Here is a 17790-nt window from a genome sequence, read left to right on the forward strand (position 1 = left end):
TCTGTGCTAGTTGGTTAGGAGCTTTTCAGTTTTAGTATTTTGGTATATTCCTGATGCATAGGCAAGTATTTCCTGTTCGGTGGTTTCCCGTTTGTTGAGCTCCGTTGCGATCCGACCATTGCGCATCACCAGTATGCGGTCGCTCAGGGTAAGTATTTCGGGTAATTCGGAAGAAATAAGAATGATGGTCGTCCCGGCTTTTGCCAGTTCGTGGAGGATGTGATAGATCTCCATTTTGGCCCCGACGTCAACTCCGTGTGTGGGCTCGTCTACAATCAAAAGGGAAGGATTTAGTAACAGCCATTTTGCCAGAACAACCTTTTGCTGGTTGCCGCCGCTGAGCTCGTTAACTTTTTGTTTTACTGTTGAAGATTTGATTCCCAGCTTGTTTGTATAAATCTGCGCGATTTTGGAAATCTTGCTGTTATGGATCCAGCTGCGCACCGCCGCCGCGTCGAGCGTACCCGCTATTATATTGGATTCTATGCTCATATTCATGAACAATCCCTGCTCTTTTCTTTCTTCCGGCAGGTATCCGATCCCTGCCCTGATCGCCTGCGAAGGGTTGCCGATCTTCAAGTCTTTTCCGTTCATACTTATGCTGCCGAAAAAAGCCGGATCGGCCCCAAAAATTGCCCTAGCCACCTCCGTGCGCCCGGCACCTACCAGGCCGGCAAATGCCAGGATCTCGCCCCGGAAAACCTGAAAACTGACGTCAGAGAAACCTTTTCCGGTCAGTTCCCTGGCTTCAAATACAACCTCATCTTTTGCCTGGGATAAAAAGCGGGCTTGTTTCAGTTCGCGTCTGACCATGAGGCGGATGATCTCGTCGATGCTGGTATCTTGTTTGGTAAATGTTCCCTGATAACAGCCGTCTTTCAATACGGAAATCCGGTCGGCGATTTGGAATATCTCTTCCATCCGGTGCGATATGTAGAAAACCGAAGTACCTTTTTTTTGCAGCTCCCGGATTACTTTAAATAAAACCATGGTCTCCGATTCAGTGATCGAGGCGGTGGGTTCGTCGAGGATCAGAATGCCCGGGTTCCGGGATAAGGCTTTTGCGATCTCAATCATTTGCTGCAAGCCGGACGACAGGTCGGCCACTTTCACATTGGGTTCGATAGCGAGATCAAGGGTTTGCAGTAATAAACGAGTCTGTTCCCAAAGCTTTTTCTTATTGATAAAACCCCATTTGTTATGCGGTTGCTGGTTGGTGAAAATGTTTTCAGCCACGGTCAGGTTTCCGGAGAGACTTCTTTCCTGGTAAACAATGGAGATACCCAGCTCCTGCGCATGGGCCTGATTGCGGATCACGACCGGCTTGTCATTTAATAAAATGCGGCCCTGATCCGGCAGGTAGTTGCCGGTCAGTATCTTCATCAACGTACTTTTTCCTGCTCCATTTTCACCGCATAGCGCATGTACTTCGCCTTCGTAAATGTCAAGATTTACATCCGACAAAGCTTTCACGCCGGGAAACGCCTTGCTGATCCCTTCAATGCCTATCTTAATTTTGCGTCCTTCACGCTTGTTTTTCTCTTCCCTCATTTACCTGAAATTTAATATGCCAAACCGTTGAGTATTTTGTTGAAGTACTTTTCATCGCCATTCTGACCGCCTTTTAATGTGATTTCCATCCCGTCAAAAGCCGGATTGTGTGAATGCGCCAGGCAAAGTGGGGCACCGGGTGCGACGGGTGCGAGCAATTCCAGGGCATAAATGTCCAGTGCCCGCGTCACATGACCGGAGGTATCTCCGCCCGCCACGATAACCCTGGTCCCGATATATAGCAGCAGCAATGTTACCAGTAGCTCGCCCTGAAATTTCCCGATCGATGCTTCTGCTGAATGTTGGCCTAATGTATTTTTCGTGATGCTGATCGCCTCGTCTTCCGGCCCGAGCGCCGTGTAAATAACAAGGTGTTTGTCAGCATCAAGTGCTTGTGAGGCTATCGAAATGATCCTGTCAAATTCATGTTGGCGTGTGTCTGCATCGGCCAGCAGCATGGTATTGATACGTATTCCTTCAAAACCTGCCGCAAGGGCCCATTCAATTTGTAACTGCGTAGTAGGTGAGCAGCTGCCGGTAACGGCAATGACCCGTTTCGCTTTTTCCGGTCGATATGCCTCTGTTTTCCTGTTATGAGTGACGTTTTTCAAATAATGGCATAACGCATGCTCAACACCGGAAGAGCCGACGATTAATTGCCCTGTTTTTGAACCAAAATCACTGATTAACTTTCCCGCTGCCACCAGATCCTGGTCTTCCAATACATCAAACAGCACATAGCCACCTTCTGCATCCATAAATTTTTGAAGCTTTTCGGTTTGTCTACGTTCATTTGCCCGTAATGTCAGCAGATCCATCAGAGAAATCTCCCTTTCAGTCTGTGCAGCCAAATGGACTTTTAAATCACTTTCCAGCATGGGCGTAATCGGGTGCCGGGACATCGTCGGGTGCCTGTCCAGCCGGTAGGTAATGTCATTTACCCTCGCGAAGAGGTTGCCGAAAACACAAAACCGGTTCAGTGCCGGGGCGCCCACGATCAGCGGGATCCATTTGGAAGGAAAATACCGAAGTGCTATTTCAACCCCCAAGCCAATATTCCCGATGTCCGGCGATGAGTCGAAAGTGGAGCAAACCTTGTAATGGAAAAAACGCGAAGAAACCTTACTGATTTTTTCAAAAATGGGCGGCAGCTGTTTCTGCATCTGATCCGCATTCATGGTGCGGCTGATACCTGCAACGCCAAACGCCGCGATCCGCCGATCGGCAGCATAAAAATTGTTTTTTAAACGAAAATCCTCGACCTCTGCAACAGATGGCGCATTTAAAAACAAAGCGGATGGAATGCCGTTCAGCGTTAAAGCTTCCATCACGTCCGTTGACCCGGTAAAATCGTCGCCGTAAAAGGTCAGTAACATCTCTCTATCCATAAGCTTCGATCGCCTGTTTCAATTCAATGTGCCGCTCGGCATAGCTGGTCAACGACTCTCCGGACATGGCGGCTTCCCAGCCCTGTTGCACACTTCTGACACCCGCAGCAATGCCGCCGGGATGCGCCACAATACCCCCGCCGCATACATACATGACGTCCGTTGTCCGGATTGCCTGGAAGGTATCGACGGCTTGCCCCGCCCACTGACCGGATGAAATGACGGGCATGATCTCGTAGCCGCCGAGCATGGGTGTCAGGCACGCTTTAATGGATCTGATCACCGATTCGTCTGATTCGCAGAACTTGTTTCGGATGCCATTCGTATGCAAATGATCAATACCGGCCAGGCGCCAGATTTTCTGATAAGCCTGAAAGTCGATCCCCAACACCTCGCTTCGGCTCACTGCACCCCAGAAATTACGGTGCCCGTGAATCGGCAACTGGCTGTGTGTCCGCAACTTCGCTATGCCCGACAGTCCCACATGATTGATACTGACCATCACGCAAGTCCCGCCTCTGGCCAGAACGATATCGTGCATATACAGCATCTCGTCCACGTCACCGCTGATATTGAACGCGAACATGGCTTTTCTGCCCGTTTTTTCGGCTTCGGCATTGATCACATTCATTACCATTTCTACGCGTTTTTCAAATGGAGAGTGAGGAGGGTTACCCATCAGTTCATCGTCTTTCAGGAAATCGAGACCGGCTTCGATCAGTGTTTTGGTTTGTTCGGCTGTTGCTTCCGGCGTGAGTCCAACGCTGGGTTTAATGATCGTTCCAATGATCGGCCGGTCAGATACGCCCGTCAACTCTCGTGTGCCTCTAATGCCAAACTGCGGTCCGGGGTATTTCTGTCCGAACGCTTCCGGAATCTCCAAATCCAGGAGTTTGAGACCTGAAAACGGGTTCAATTCATAAAGGTTTCCAGCCACGGTAGCCATTAAATTGGGCAGATTGGCGCCCACATTTTCAAACGGCCACGACAGATCCACGATCGCCCGGCGGATAGGAGCGTCTTTTGATTTTGGGCCTTTGGCACCGGACAAAGCTGGTTTGTCAACCGTTTCACGTTCAGTTATCGAATCGACCCGTGCCGAAAACCGTGCCCTTAATTCATCCGTTTCGCCCGGCACCCTTACAAAAGTTCCACACGATTGTTCGCCCGCCATCATCCCGGCAGCTGCCTCGAGCGGATGCCTTGTTTCTATCAGATATTTTGCGCGAATAAATTGTTTGTCCATGTCTGGTACTTGCCTTTATTTCAATTTGATTACTTCTCCCGATGCCGCAGAATCATATGCAGCAAATACCAGCTGGAGTGTTTTTAAGTTATCTGCGGCCGATGTCGCGGCCTGAACTCCGGACATTAAAGCGTCTCTGAAATTTCTGTTGATATCCACGATACTCGAGTGTGAAACCGCGTACGCCGGATCAGCCCAGGAATAAGACCGAGGCGTCACCGTTTCACAGGTAGTTCGTTCTCTGGTTGTTATTTTGAAATTAAAATCAGCTGCAAGTTCTATTGAGCCGTGTTCCCCCTCGATCAGTACTAACGTCTGCGGGAAAACTTCCTTTTCAAGGACGCTGGCATACGACATTTCGGCGTAGCAGTGCACGCCGCTATGCATTTCCAGTAACGCATTGGCCACATCCTCGCCACAGATTTTACTGTTCACCGTTTTTGTAAGGCAAAATATAGTTTTGGCTTCACCGAAAAGAAATCTGACTACATCTAGAATGTGCGTACCGATATCCATGAGAATAAACCGCTCTGATATCGCTAAGGCAGGCTGATTCTCAAAAACCGGAAATGCGGAGCAAAATGAAACGCGCGCTTTGAAGATTTTTCCGACAACATTGGTGTCCATTGCTTTTTTTAAGCGTTGAATCGGTGCCTGCCACCTGAAATTTTCGTGGATAAAAAAAGGGATATTGGCTTCGTTGCTCTCCGAAACGAGTTGCCGGGCACTCGCCAGATCAGCGGTCAGCGGTTTTTGGCAAATGACGGCTATCCGCCTTTTGAATGCCATTTGAACAAATTGAAAATGGGTGTCCACGTCTGTGATAATATCCACAAAGTCTATCTTTTCATTTTCGAATAATTTGTTTATGTCATTGTAATATCCCGGCACATTGAATTCTTCGGCGGTCTTTCGCGCCTTATCGATGGTCCTGTTGTAAACCGCAACCAGCTCGACCCCATCGATCTCCCGCCAGGCCGCAATCTGAAACCTTGACCAAAAGCCACATCCCAATACCGCAAATCTTAATTTCCTGCTCTCCATTTTCTGAACATGCCCGACCATTAGCTTACTTTGTGATGGCGATGGTTGGACCATAATTGTAACCCGCTCCCGGTGCACTGCTCAACGCACCGATCCTGAAATGGTAAGTGCGGCCTGCTATAAAATTGGCATTTGACAGATCAATTTCGAGGGTATGCACCTTGGCTGCGGTTGTTGCAGTGGCGACCGGCTGGGTTGCGCTCACCACACTCACATTTGCACTTACGGACATATTCGGGTGGGAAAACAGGCCAATATTCACGAGACTGTCGGCTGCGGTTTTTTCCACTTTGAAAGTCGCTGTTACTTTGCTGCCATTTTTCGCGATCGCGGCATCCTTTACTCTCAGGTAAGGCCTTACTGTGAAATCGAGCTTGGTACTGCCGTTGATCTCAGTCAGTTCAATGGGCGCAATGGGCTGAAAATTACCATTCACGACCGCTATTTTGTACTTGCCCGGAAATACCATTGAATTCTGGTAGCTTCCATCATTTCTAACCACCAGCGTCTGGGTAATGTTCGTCTGGTTTTCTACCCAGCCCTGTTCGATCAGCTGGATCAGCGTGCCGTTTACGATGGCGCTGGGCACCGGTTCTTTGGTATCCTGGTCAATAAACGACCCATGAAGTTCGGCACTTGGCGGTTCGTAATTGTCCACCTCGCATGATGACATGATGCCCGCGATAATAAGCAATAGGAAGAATCTTATGTTGTTCATGTTGTTGTAAATTAAGATTTCAAACACTTTATCAAGGTCCTTTTTACTCCGCAGGATGCGGCGGGTTTTGTACCACGCCATTGCCTGCCGCACCTGGGATCTGGTAGTAATACCATTGCAGCGGGAAAGTTCTGGGCACAGCAGCATGCAGCAGATCGCGGACGAAAATGTACTTGGCCGGCGTCACCCTCAAGTCCAGCACAGGCATGAAGGAGAATGCATATCTGTTGCTGAAATAAACGTGGTGTTCTCTCCTGCGTTTCATATCTGCATCCCTTTTGTTTTCGAATAAAAGCTCCACTTTTCTTTCCCGGATCACATTCGCCAGTGTCAACGGGACCGGTGTCGTGAAAGCGGCGCGTCTTCTGATGGCATTCAAACCAGCCGCGGCTTTTACCGGATCGCCCAGGCCACTTTCCACCACTGCTTCGGCGTAGTTCAGCAGGATTTCAGCGTATCTGAGGTCCATCCAGTCAGATGTGGAAGCATTTTGCTGTCCTGTGCTGGTTTCCTGCAAAAACTTCCTCAGCAAGAACCCGGTTTTAGTATTACGGCTGGCAACGCTGGAAGTAGAATTGAAACCTGAATATTCCTCAACAGTCGGCGCTCCCCAGGCATAATAGGTCACGCCGTTTACAGTGACATTGGTGCCGGTTTTGATCATTGGCGTTCCGTCGGGTGCAATTAATCCGGCCTGGATCACGATCTTTTTCCCCTTCATCACACTGCCGGGCACCACGATATAAGCATGCAAACGCGCGTCTTTGTCTTTGAAGATCTCGGTAGGGTCCTGGAAATGCAGGTATGATTTCGTCCTGCTGTAACCTTCAAACCCAAAATCATTTGCGGCCGTGGTGGTTTTCAATGGGGCACTTTCGCCGGGATGGGTGTATTCTTCAAAAAGATCCACACTCTCAATAGTCGGGTTCATACGGCCGGGGTGGGCCCATCCGTCGCGTGCCTGGGCCGGGCTGAACCACAGGTCGTAGTTGTGACCTCTTCCTGCAATGGTGTAGCCTCTCACGAATATCGCTTCGGTAGTGGCGATATTCGGGTCGCGGAACATCTTAATGTAATTTTCTGTGGCCTCTTCCGGCGTTGCAGGAGTTGGGGCGTATAAAGAGAATGCGCCTGAGTTGATCACCGTTTCCGAGGCCTTGATACTCTCTGCAAAAAACTCGTTTGCATCCGCCGGGTCCATGCCGATCAGCTTTTGCTGGACAGCTTCACCCTGCAATGGTGCCAGGCGCCAGTATTTGGCGAGCGAGCCGGCATACAATCCTACTCTTGACTTCAATGCCTGTGCAACGAGTTTTGTAGCACGCCTTTGGCCGTCCCAGCTGCTGGGCAGTGTCGCGGTGGCGGCATCGAGTTCTGCCAGGATGAATTTAAATGTTTCCTTTTCGGTACTGCGCGGCACTTTCAGTGCCCCTACATTACCTGAGTCGAATTCCTGACTCTTCTTGATCAACGGAACGCCGCCATACCGCATAGCCAGCCCATAGTAAGCATAAGCACGGATGAAAAGGCCCTCTCCAACCAGTTTGTCTTTCTCGGTTTGCACGATATCCAGTCCCGGAACGGCGTCGAGCAGGAGGTTTACTTCTCTGATAAGACGGTACCCCTGTACCCAGTAATTGGGCGCCATTTCTCCGTCTTTGCCTACGCCATAGTTGCCGATCCATTCGGTATGCATGGCTTCATCGGTGTACATGGCCCTGTTCCGGCCTCCATTGGTGTTTCCGTTCCAGCTTTCTTCTCCGTATTTAAAATCTTCGAGGGGCATCTGGTAGTACAGGTTTGCCATGTACAGTTTCACCCCGGCCGGATCGCTGAATACAGCTTCAATCGGCAGCTTATCCTGTGGTTCCAGGTCCAGAACGTCTTTGCAGCCCAGCGTAAGCAGCAGGGATAACGCGAGCACGAATCTCGATTTATATATATTAATTTTTTTCATACTGATAATTTGTGATCTGTTTTTTGGTTAAAAACCGAGACTTACACCGACATTATAATTCTTCGTCAACGGATAACTGTTACCGCCGGTTGTGGCGTATTCTCCATTGCTCATCAGCTGGCCGGATGTTTTTTCGGGATCCATAAATTTGATCAGCGGGTCGGCAGTCCAGGTGATCAGGTTAAACCCATTGGCATATACGCGGGCATTTTTGATGCCGATTTTTTGCAGCAGCGCCGCCTTGAAAGTATAGCCCAGCTCCACGTTTTTCAGTCGCACATACGAGGCGTTCCTTCTCCAGAGGTTACTTTCGGATTGCAGCTGCATCGTTTGAGTACCATTGGGGCGGGGGGCAGGCCATTCTCCTGCTATCCAGGGGCTATCGGGGTTGTATGGATCTGCCTGGTGCCATCTGTCCATAAAATATCCCGGTGTACTACCCGAAAACCAGAACCACTCAGAAAGCGTCTCCGTGTAACGGACCGTGTATCCGGCAGCTCCCTGAAACAAAATGTTCAGGTCAAAGTTTTTGTAACCAAGATTAATGGTCGTTCCGAAGTTTAGCAATGGTGATGAGCCCCTGGCATAAGGTACCCGCGAGTCGTCGGCGTTAATGATCCCGTCGTTGTTGATGTCCTGGAACCGGTAATCTCCCGGCAGCTCACGCACGCTGTAAAATTGTCCCTGCAGCGGCGCATTGTTGATCTGCTCGAAGCTCGTAAACTGTCCCGCCGTCTGGTAGCCCGTTTGTCTGTTCATCCAGCGGTCGGTATTGTCGTTGAGCCATCGGTCGTACTGGCTCTGGAACGGCGCGCGCTCGGTATAGCGGCTCATTGTGCGGGCGTAATTCATGTTTCCGGTGATGCCGTACCTGAAACCGTTGATATTGTTCCGGTGGCCCACCGTTAATTCAAAACCTGTCTGGCGATCACTGTTGAGGTTTTCCTGGGCGATATCCGTACCAAAAGTATTCGGCAGCGAAACGGCCCGTGTTCCGAGCAAGCCTTTGCGTTCCCGGTTGTACACATCCGCCGTAATGTCCAGTTTTCCGTTCCATAAACTTACATCAATACCAATGTCGGCCGTATGGTTGGTCGACCAGGTCAGGAAATTATTCGCCAGTGCGGGTGCCGCCAGCCCGTTCGACTGCGACCCGTTCACAAATTCCCAGAATGAGTTGCCGCCAAACGTAAAGCCCGGGATATACTGGAAAGCATTTCCGGCATCTGTACCCAGTACTCCATAAGAAGCCCTCAGTTTCAGATCGCTCACCGCAGGGACGTGATCTTTAATGAAATTTTCCTCTGAGATCCGCCAGGCTGCAGATACAGTCGGGAAAAATCCGAAGCGGTTATCGGGGTGATAACGGTAGGAGCCGTTGTAGTTGAATGCAAAGTCCAGAAGATATTTGCGGGCGTAATCGTAGTTCAGGCGGCCAATGTAGCTGATCCTTGAATTCTCATTTTCGTCCCCGTAAACCGTCTGATTAGCCTCATTACCAAACCGTATCTGGTCATTGGTAAAAAATTCACCGTAATAGCGTCTGCCGTTCAGGCTGCGGCCCCAGCCTTTGTATTGCTCAGCCACCAGCATTGCCTTGATATCATGTTTCGTGCCGATCGTGAAATTGTAATCAGCTGCCAGCCGCAACATATACACGTTGTTGACGTCCGAGCGGTTGAATATATTCTGATCCGGGCGCTGGAATTGCGGCCGGTAGGTTTCGGTCGCCGAATCGAAGGTATACGCGTAAAATCCTTTCCGCAGGTTTTTGTTCAGGTAATTGTTCATGTCGTAAGAACCGGTACCCGTCAGGCTCAGGTTTTTTACAAAAGGAACATCGAACTTCAACTCCATGCTGGTCTGCAGGTTCCTGCTTTCGTCTTCATTATAGCCGGTAAGATCCTTTTCAGAAGCTGCAAACGGCGTTATTCCCAAACTTGTCAGTCCGGGATATTGCGGATTATTATTGGCATACGGATACTGGGTCGGCAGGGTCACGATCGTGTTTCTGGCAATGAGCGTGAAACTTTCTCCCGGCTGGTAACCTTTGTCGAGAAGTCCCGCGATGTTCACCCTCGCCCGCAGGCTATTGGTAAGCTGCGCCGTAACATTGCTTCTCACATTAACGCGCTGGTAACCCAGGTCATTACTTCTCAGCAACCCGTTGTCTTTCAGGTATTCCATACCCAAGTAGTAAGTGATCTTGTCCGATCCGCCGGTTGCCGATAAATTGTGCTGGATCTGGGTAGAGTAGTCCTTCATCACCACGTCCCACCAGTCGGTACCTTCGTAACCCGGTGATGTACCCAGTTGCCATTTGTCATATTCCTCTTTGGAGAAACTTGGCGCAGCTACCCGGCCCGGATTGGAATAAAGCCCCGCCTCATTGAGCATGGTCACATATTCTTTGGAAGTAGCGGCTTTTACCCGGTTGGTCGGCTGTGAAATACCGGTCACGACATTGTAGCTGAAACTTGTTTTGCCTTTTACACCTTGTTTGGTGGTCACAATCACCACACCATTGGCAGCACCAATGCCATAGATCGCCGCGGAAGCATCTTTGAGCACACTTACGCTTTCAATGTCCTGCGGGTTGATCCTTTGAAATGCGCCCGGATCGTTACGGATAATGCCGTCGATCACATACATTGGGTTACCAAAACCCCTGACCTGTATCGCGTTATCAAACTGGCCCGGTTGTCCCGACTGCTGCCGGATGTTCAAACCGGCAATCTTTCCCTGCAGTTTTTGCGCCAGGCTCGTCACGGTCGCCGTCTGTATTTCCTGAGACCGGATCGAGCTCACGGCGCCGGTCAATGTCTGTTTGGTGGCGGTTCCATAACCTACCACGACAATCTCATTGAGCGCGCTGCCTTCGCCAGCGTTCATGGAGACATTAATGACGGTTCGGCCGGAAATTTTTTCAGTCAGATTTTCCATTCCAAGCGACGTGAAAACCAGATCGGTGCTGTTTGCAGGCACTAGTACTGAAAATTCTCCGTCGCCGTTCGTTGCAGTCAGCGGTTTTTCGCCATCGGGCGAGATCACCGCAACCGTCACACCCGGCAATGGGCTGCCGTCGGCCGAGTCGGTCACTTTGCCATTGATACTGATTTGCTGGGCAAACAAGCTCAACGGAAAAAGGGCAAAAATTAAAAATAAGTATCTCATTTTTTTCATAAGATCTGTCAGTAAATCTTGGATCATAAGTAGTAGTTGGGATAAGGGCATTGCGAAAACTTGTCAGTTCATGGAGGCAGGTTGTATGGATGCATAGCTGATAAATTGGGTTACTTTGATGCATTCTCAGGTTCGAGAATTTCGGTGTAAGGATACTTTTGGGGCAGTTAATAAAAAGTTAAAAAAGGGTGAATACATGAAAATTTTAAGAAATTATTTCACAAACGGCTGATTAACTATAACTTAAAAAGACAATAAATTTATTTTTAAGTACAATTTCAGATCGGGTAATGTGATGAAGGCGCCTGTCAGGATCCGCTTTTCCGTCCATTCTGTTCCCGGAATCATCATAAAAATAGCCGGATCGTACACAACGTACAATCCGGCTGCTCCAAAACAACACCTGATAATTAAGCTTACATTGGCCCCGAACCGATCAGTTTTACGGAAGTGGTTTCAGTATATTTTAGCGGTTCTACACCGGGAACTGCTTTGTATTTTACATTTTTCAAAACCGCTGTTTTCACCTGATCAAAACCAAACGCAGGCCGGGCTTCTGCGCCGCTGTAATCCAGTTTCACATTCTCGAACCCGATGTTGTTTACATTGCGGATATAAAAACCCCAGTAAGGCAGCGGCCTTGATTCGGTGCGCGGACGCTCAAAGTTTTTGACATTTATAAACTCCGGAGCGGTAACCTTATATGATATATCAATGTCTTTAAACCTGATATTTTCATAGCTGCTTCCTTTCGCCCAGGTCTCCACCGAACAGGCATTGTTATAGATCCCCGATGCTTTCACACGTTCGACCAGGATGTCATTTGCAGTGTTCCCCTCATTTAAAACAAACGTCATCGCAGTTTGCACGTCCTTTATTTTAATGTCATGGATATAGATCTTTTCCGACTTCCCTTTACCAAGTCCCCAGGCACCCGGCTGAAAAATAATACCCGTAAGTGTATTCGTTGTCAGGGGATTATTGACCGAACCACGAAAATGGCCGAATACACCCGGCCCAATGATATCACACGCCTTTATTTCCAGGTTTGTTGTAGGTAAAATGATGCGGATCCCGTTGCAGGCGCTGTTAATCAGACATTCTGTAATGAGTGTATTTTCCCAGTATCCGCCAGCTATCGCATCGTCCCGGCAATAAAATTTACAATTGTCGATCACCAGGTTTTTGCCGTGACGCACATGGATGCCGTCGTAACCGTCGGTGATGGTTACATTGGTAACTTTAAATTCCTCCACATAAAGCCCCACAATACTCCAGTTGGCAGCCCTGGTTACACGGATATCCGAAATCGTGACATTTTTGGAGCTGATAATCATAATGCCATGCACATTCCGCTCGGGCTTTGGGACTAGCGCGCCGTCAATTGTTCCTGTTCCCGCGATGGTAACATTCTCAGCGTTTTCCAGCATGATCAGTGCGCGGGTCCAGCTGTAAATGTCTTTGACGTCGATATTGATCGGTTTTTCCGGATCTTCTTTTTTTAAATTTGATCCCTGATAATGCTGCAGATCCGCCGTTCCGATGATCGTTGCATCATGTTCAAGATGCAAAGTGATATTGCTTTTTAAATGTACAGTCCCGGTCAAAAACCTGCCGGCCGGAACGTGCACTGTACCGCCGCCACTTTTGGAGCACGCTTCGATCGTTTTGTTTATCGCCCGAGTGTTCAGCGTTTTACCGTCACCGATTGCGCCATAGTCTGCGATATTAAAGTCCGTGCCGGTGTTTTTCCGTTGTGCATCGCTGGTGAGCGAATATCCGATCAGGAAGGCGAAAAGAAATAATGTCCGAGTCATAAGTGCTAAAAAGTTATCGACTAATTGAGCCCGCAAACTACGGGAGATAGGTTAAAAATTTGTTAATAATCAGATAACGAGAAGATTAATTAGCAGCTAGCAATAAATCTTTTTCAAATCGATGGAACATGCAAATTGGTTAGGCGAAATGGCCGGCAGAAAAGGCGGGGTTCGGAGTGGTTTGAACGGGCGGCGGGGCTGTTCTCCTGTTCAAACAACCGGAAGGATTTTTCAAGTAAAACTCTTAGCTTTTGTCTCAGTTAGTTTGACTACATATAACAATCTGAAGTTAATTCAAATCTTATGCGCCAACACTTTCAGGACGGATCGGGTCAATTGTAGTCGCACGAAACGTTGGTGCCTTTTGACACTTCTGGCAGTCACGAGCGGGAAAGGTTGACAAGTGGACCAAAGGGAAGAAAAGAATACAGGTAACGTATTTTTTGTCTGAAATAACAGACGCTATGTCGATCTTATGGGTATTGATGGTAAATTGATATAAAATAGCTGGTCGAAAATAGGTGACTTTCGTAGCATCAAAGGGTGATCAATGCCTGTCGTTTTTTGACTATTAAGCTCCACCAACCCGAACCATACTGCAAAATGCTCTATGAACCGCCATCGATAGATACGATTCTGGTTCCAGAGAAAGTGCAGGGAAATAGGGCGAAGGGACTTGCTCTTTCAAATGTGGAAAGGCCTGGATGACTTTGGCAGCATAAAAGCCAGATTCTTGCCATTGTGCCCCGTACCGGTACAAAAGATATAGGGAATAAGCCCATCCGAAATGGCCAACCTGTGTTTGGGCACTATCCAAGTACAATTGTTAAACAATCGCCGGTTGCTGTGCACCCGATCTGGCCTTCCCCTCCAAAGTCGGTCCAGGTTTTTGAAAGACTTTTTATTAATGTTTGAACGTGAAGATAGGAGCTGATGAAAAAGAAAAAATCAAACAGGACAAGGCTGGTGGTCATTTATGCGGCGGCCGCTGCCGTACAATCTTTTAATCTAACCCAAGATGGCGCTGAGAATTTTAATACAGCTCATCTATACCCTGTCAATTTTGCTACGCGAAACCCGTGGCGCTTTTTGTACTAACTTTTAATTTAACCCCGTATGGGAAATGAAGCAATCTTTGCGGTTAGTCTGGAGTTTGTTGAAACATCGCTCAAAAAAGTAGGGGCAACCAAGATTGTGCTTCTATGATAAGGGATAAATATTATATGTATTGCTAAACTGAAGTACATTTATTACCTGTAAACTTTCTTATGAAGCTACTTTTACTAATTTCTTGTCTAGCTATACCATATCTGGGTCACGCCCAAACAAAGAAAAACTATAATAGCAGCAGTGCGTTGATGAGAGCAACTATGCCTCGAGTCGACTATGAGGCTTTAAGAAAACAAAAGGACAGAGAGCTGCAAATTCTCTTGGAAATGAATAGGAGAAGTGAAGAGCAATTGCGACGTGCTAATCAAGAGTTGGAACTTTCCAATGCTTCCGATCTTATGTCATGTGATAATCTTTTAGTTATGATTAAATCACGAGGTTCATTTAAAGCCACTTTAGTGTCAATCGATATGCCGGGTACAGATTGGCTTAGATCAGTCAAAATATATCAAATGAACAATAATTATTTCGTCATTGCAGAAATGGTTTCAGACCGTTACGGCTTAGAAACAAAAGAATATGCGTATTGCGGAATCCCCTCTCAAAATTGGAATGCATTTGTTTCTGCACCGATCGGCGGTCGATTGACTCATGGTGAGAGATTTCATGATTATATAATTGATTATAAGTGCCTGTGCAGCCCTCAAAATTGAGTATTGACACTTTCTGTGAAACAAGTAAGGTAACTAGATATAGTGCCATGGGTTTGGATTTATGAGCAATATAGCATATCGACCAAATAATATTTTGTTGTATAACAATACGTTATGTTGCTTTGGTAAGTGATGGGTAGCTCACGCTAGCATTGGTTGACCCATCTAGGCCTTAGAATGTCGTTGGATTTATGATGAAGTGAGTAGGAAAAGCTGATCGAAAGTACCTGACTTCCTAAGCGCCAATCCTTGGTCAAGTCCATCCGTTTTTTTACAATTTCTAACATTCCGGTTCATTTAGCGAAATGCTCAATGAACCACCAAGAATTTTGAGGAGCATATTGTTCATCGCGAAGTAGAGCCTGGCAGCTCCAACTGCAAGGCTCTACTAAATTCCTCATTGATTTTTTAAAAATTACATTTGCCCTAAACTTTTGAGGCAAACGGTTATTAGTCGCTGCCTTTTAATCCCCAACTTCCTATTTCAGGGGCGGAAAATGCCTCTATTGCGGAGAATACGAATGGAGTAACTTTGACACGGGCTTTCCATTCGTCCAAATCTTCGTCAAATACCGGGCCCCCGTTCTCAATCCTAAAGTCCCGATCTTCGTCCAACTGTGATCTAGTAAATTGTTTAATGAAGGTCATTTGGACATTTGGTTGAGTCGCACGGACAATCCGTAAACTACCAATTGCATGTCCGGGAGCGCCAGTGGTGGTTAGCATACCTGCCTCGACCTTAAAATAAGCATCGGCCAGTTGCTCATAAACATCGAAATTGATGGTAAAGGACACTTCGGCAGTCCGCTTGCTTTGAGCGCTGGGGTCGTTACGCCGTTCTATGTTCAAGACTAAATTTGAAATTGTTGCCATGACAAAAATGACTAAATTGTGATAAATGAGAATGATGGAGATTCAAGAATAAGGTATTGGATCACCTAATAGGCACCATAATATTATGGATGACTGACCCACCTAGGGTTTAATTCGGATTCGTGGGAAGTTTAAGGTACGGTTCTAAACCGAATGCTTGATCTGCGTATGTCAGGTTGGATGGTATAGACACGAATCTGTACGTATCACCGTCATGATTTACTCCGGCGACTTCGCATCCAGTTGCTAAAGTTGGCAAGATTAATTTGTATTTCTTATTCCCAAGATCGCGTATGATCCATAGTTGTGATTTTTCGGACGTAGTAGATGTGCTTCTTGGTTTATAACTTAGGTTTGCGTAGTCATACTGCGTTAAGAACAACCCGTCGCTTCTTCTGATTCGGTAAAGCTTCGCTACACCCCCTTTCCCAAAATTTTTGCCAGAGTATTCGAAATTCACAATATCAACGAAATTGTAGTCTGGAACGTTATTATGTCGAACTCCGAATGTTCGAAAATTCGTTCCAAAAAAACCGTTACTTATCACGTACCTTGCATATGCTGGTGGATTGAAAAGCTTAATAAGCATATTACATGCCGTTATATCGAAGGCAAGCGATGCGTTGGTTTTGAGGTTTTTTTGAACCTGATTTTCTTTGGCGAAGTTGGAAGCGGCAGGATTGACTGCTTGATTATCATTGTTGCAGGAGAACAATAGGAGTAAGCAGCCGAAGACAAGTGTCGTTACGGGAGTCAGTGAATCTTTCATAACTTTTGATGTTTTGGTTTTTTTAAGCTTACCGAATGGAATTTGCTCATTCGACTGGGTCAAAACTATCTGGTTGGGCTATGAAACGCGAATGGAATTTTCCGCGTGATTGAAGCAATCAATTGATTTTTGCCACGCATTTAAAGTTGGCGGCGTGCTTCAATTGAATCCTGCATTATCGACGTGGCTCGATAAACGTTTGTGGCGATTTTTACTAAATAAACTTTGTGAAACATTACATTTAATATCTGAGCCTTAAACGAAAAATCAATGAGGCCTTTCGATATGGACTAGTTATACGTTAACAAGTTCGGGAAATTGCAACGTTTCCGCACTCTCCCTTGCGGGATCTGCAATTCGGAAATTAAAGACAAATCATTTCGGCTTAAATTGACCAGGTTAAATAAATGGCAATCGGTTATCTAATACATGATTGGTAATAATGTGGAAAATTCGTAGCTGTTGATCACCGTAATTCGCTTTAGAATGTGTTTGGGAATTATATTTTGACAGCAAGCGATGTTCGTTGTAACATCAGTTGAATGTTGGCAAGAATGATCCATGCGACCGAAGAAGATACTGTATATTCGTAATCTTTCACGATTCTACGGAAAAAGTTAGTCCATGCAATTGATCGTTCGACAACCCACCTTTTGGCTACTGGTACAAACCCCTTTGCAGATTCTGGGCGAGAGGCTTTCTCAAATTTAATATTGAATTCTTTCATTTTCCGGGCAAAGACTCCGTTGTAAGCCTGATCACCGTATATCTTTTCCAGGCTTTCGTTCTGGCACAGGATATCCGCCGAGAAATTCAAAGCAGCATTACCATCAGCCTCGTTTGCAGCATGGACGTGAACAAACCATATTCTGCCATCTGTGTCGACCAGTAGTTGTCTTTTGGGACCGTTCACTTTTTTGTTTGCATCGAGCCCTCGCTTTTCAAAAACCATAGGAGAAAGTTTAACACTCTGGCTGTCAATGCAAAAGGCAGATGGATTCCTATCTTTCTTATTTGCCATTCTATCCAATTGATTTAGGAAAACGTTGATTTCGGCAAGCACATTATTCCTTTTCCACTGGTTAAAGTACCAATAAACCGACTGCCATTTGGGAAAGCAAGGTGGTAGATTTCTCCATCGCCGGGCGACCCCGTGACAGCCTGTGCGAACAATGTATAACAGAGCATCCATTATCGTCCTTAAATCATGCTTTCTCTTTCTTTTTAAATCTAAAAACCTCGAAATTGCAGCCCACTGGGGATCGCGGGGCGACCCGTGCCGTCAGTCTACTGTACTGTTTAATCAACTCTTTAACGTTTGGTCACTGCAAAGATGGTACGATCCCCTTTCCTAACAATTCCCAAACACGCTCTTATGTCGTAGTCATTGATTAGAAATCTGAGGAAAATCATCTTTGGTG

General features: G+C 46.9%; 11 protein-coding genes and 1 pseudogene. 1 reads left to right on the forward strand and 11 read right to left on the reverse strand.

All coding sequences use genetic code 11. The annotated features are described in order from the left end of the window. Nucleotides 1-6: 6 nt before the first annotated feature. From FBF61_RS29545 to FBF61_RS29580, 8 genes are all read right to left on the reverse strand, one after another. The gene (locus FBF61_RS29545) at nucleotides 7-1551 is read right to left on the reverse strand and encodes a sugar ABC transporter ATP-binding protein (RefSeq protein ID WP_138484333.1); all 1545 of its coding nucleotides are present in this window, start codon (nucleotides 1549-1551) and stop codon (nucleotides 7-9) included. 11 nt (nucleotides 1552-1562) lie between these two features. Beyond that, on the reverse strand, nucleotides 1563-2939 hold the full coding sequence (locus FBF61_RS29550) for a four-carbon acid sugar kinase family protein (protein WP_138484335.1): 1377 nt from the start codon (nucleotides 2937-2939) through the stop codon (nucleotides 1563-1565). Continuing rightward, nucleotides 2932-4185, reverse strand: coding sequence for a ribulose-bisphosphate carboxylase large subunit family protein (locus tag FBF61_RS29555; protein WP_138484337.1), 1254 nt, complete (start codon nucleotides 4183-4185; stop codon nucleotides 2932-2934). The genes FBF61_RS29550 and FBF61_RS29555 overlap by 8 nt, the downstream gene beginning before the upstream one ends. A gap of 15 nt (nucleotides 4186-4200) precedes the next feature. Further along, the gene (locus FBF61_RS29560) at nucleotides 4201-5229 is read right to left on the reverse strand and encodes a Gfo/Idh/MocA family protein (protein ID WP_138484351.1); all 1029 of its coding nucleotides are present in this window, start codon (nucleotides 5227-5229) and stop codon (nucleotides 4201-4203) included. A 25-nt stretch (nucleotides 5230-5254) separates the two neighbouring features. Beyond that, on the reverse strand, nucleotides 5255-5947 hold the full coding sequence (locus tag FBF61_RS29565) for a DUF3823 domain-containing protein (protein ID WP_166444643.1): 693 nt from the start codon (nucleotides 5945-5947) through the stop codon (nucleotides 5255-5257). Between the two features lie 43 nt (nucleotides 5948-5990). Beyond that, complete coding sequence (locus FBF61_RS29570; RefSeq protein ID WP_138484355.1) at nucleotides 5991-7904, reverse strand: RagB/SusD family nutrient uptake outer membrane protein; 1914 nt, start codon at nucleotides 7902-7904, stop codon at nucleotides 5991-5993. Between the two features lie 27 nt (nucleotides 7905-7931). Next, nucleotides 7932-11078: a SusC/RagA family TonB-linked outer membrane protein gene (locus FBF61_RS29575; protein ID WP_166444644.1), complete on the reverse strand. Its 3147-nt coding sequence runs from the start codon at nucleotides 11076-11078 to the stop codon at nucleotides 7932-7934. A gap of 425 nt (nucleotides 11079-11503) precedes the next feature. Next, complete coding sequence (locus FBF61_RS29580) at nucleotides 11504-12904, reverse strand: glycoside hydrolase family 28 protein (RefSeq protein ID WP_138484359.1); 1401 nt, start codon at nucleotides 12902-12904, stop codon at nucleotides 11504-11506. A gap of 1268 nt (nucleotides 12905-14172) precedes the next feature. On the opposite strand from FBF61_RS29580, the gene FBF61_RS29585 reads away from it, so the two are divergent. Then, nucleotides 14173-14727, forward strand: coding sequence for a hypothetical protein (locus FBF61_RS29585; protein ID WP_138484361.1), 555 nt, complete (start codon nucleotides 14173-14175; stop codon nucleotides 14725-14727). Nucleotides 14728-15177: 450 nt separating this feature from the next. Here the strand turns inward: FBF61_RS29585 and FBF61_RS29590 are convergent, their stop codons facing one another. The 3 genes and pseudogenes from FBF61_RS29590 to FBF61_RS29600 all read right to left on the reverse strand — a co-directional run. After that, nucleotides 15178-15600, reverse strand: a complete 423-nt coding sequence (locus FBF61_RS29590) for a hypothetical protein (RefSeq protein WP_138484363.1) — start codon at nucleotides 15598-15600, stop codon at nucleotides 15178-15180. A gap of 109 nt (nucleotides 15601-15709) precedes the next feature. Further along, nucleotides 15710-16369, reverse strand: coding sequence for a hypothetical protein (locus FBF61_RS29595; protein ID WP_138484365.1), 660 nt, complete (start codon nucleotides 16367-16369; stop codon nucleotides 15710-15712). A 499-nt stretch (nucleotides 16370-16868) separates the two neighbouring features. Then, nucleotides 16869-17621, reverse strand: a pseudogene (locus FBF61_RS29600) (IS5 family transposase); the annotation flags it as partial. Nucleotides 17622-17790 lie beyond the last annotated feature (169 nt).

This window comes from Dyadobacter bucti (assembly GCF_005869225.1).
GTDB classification, from domain to species: Bacteria; Bacteroidota; Bacteroidia; order Cytophagales; family Spirosomataceae; genus Dyadobacter; species Dyadobacter bucti.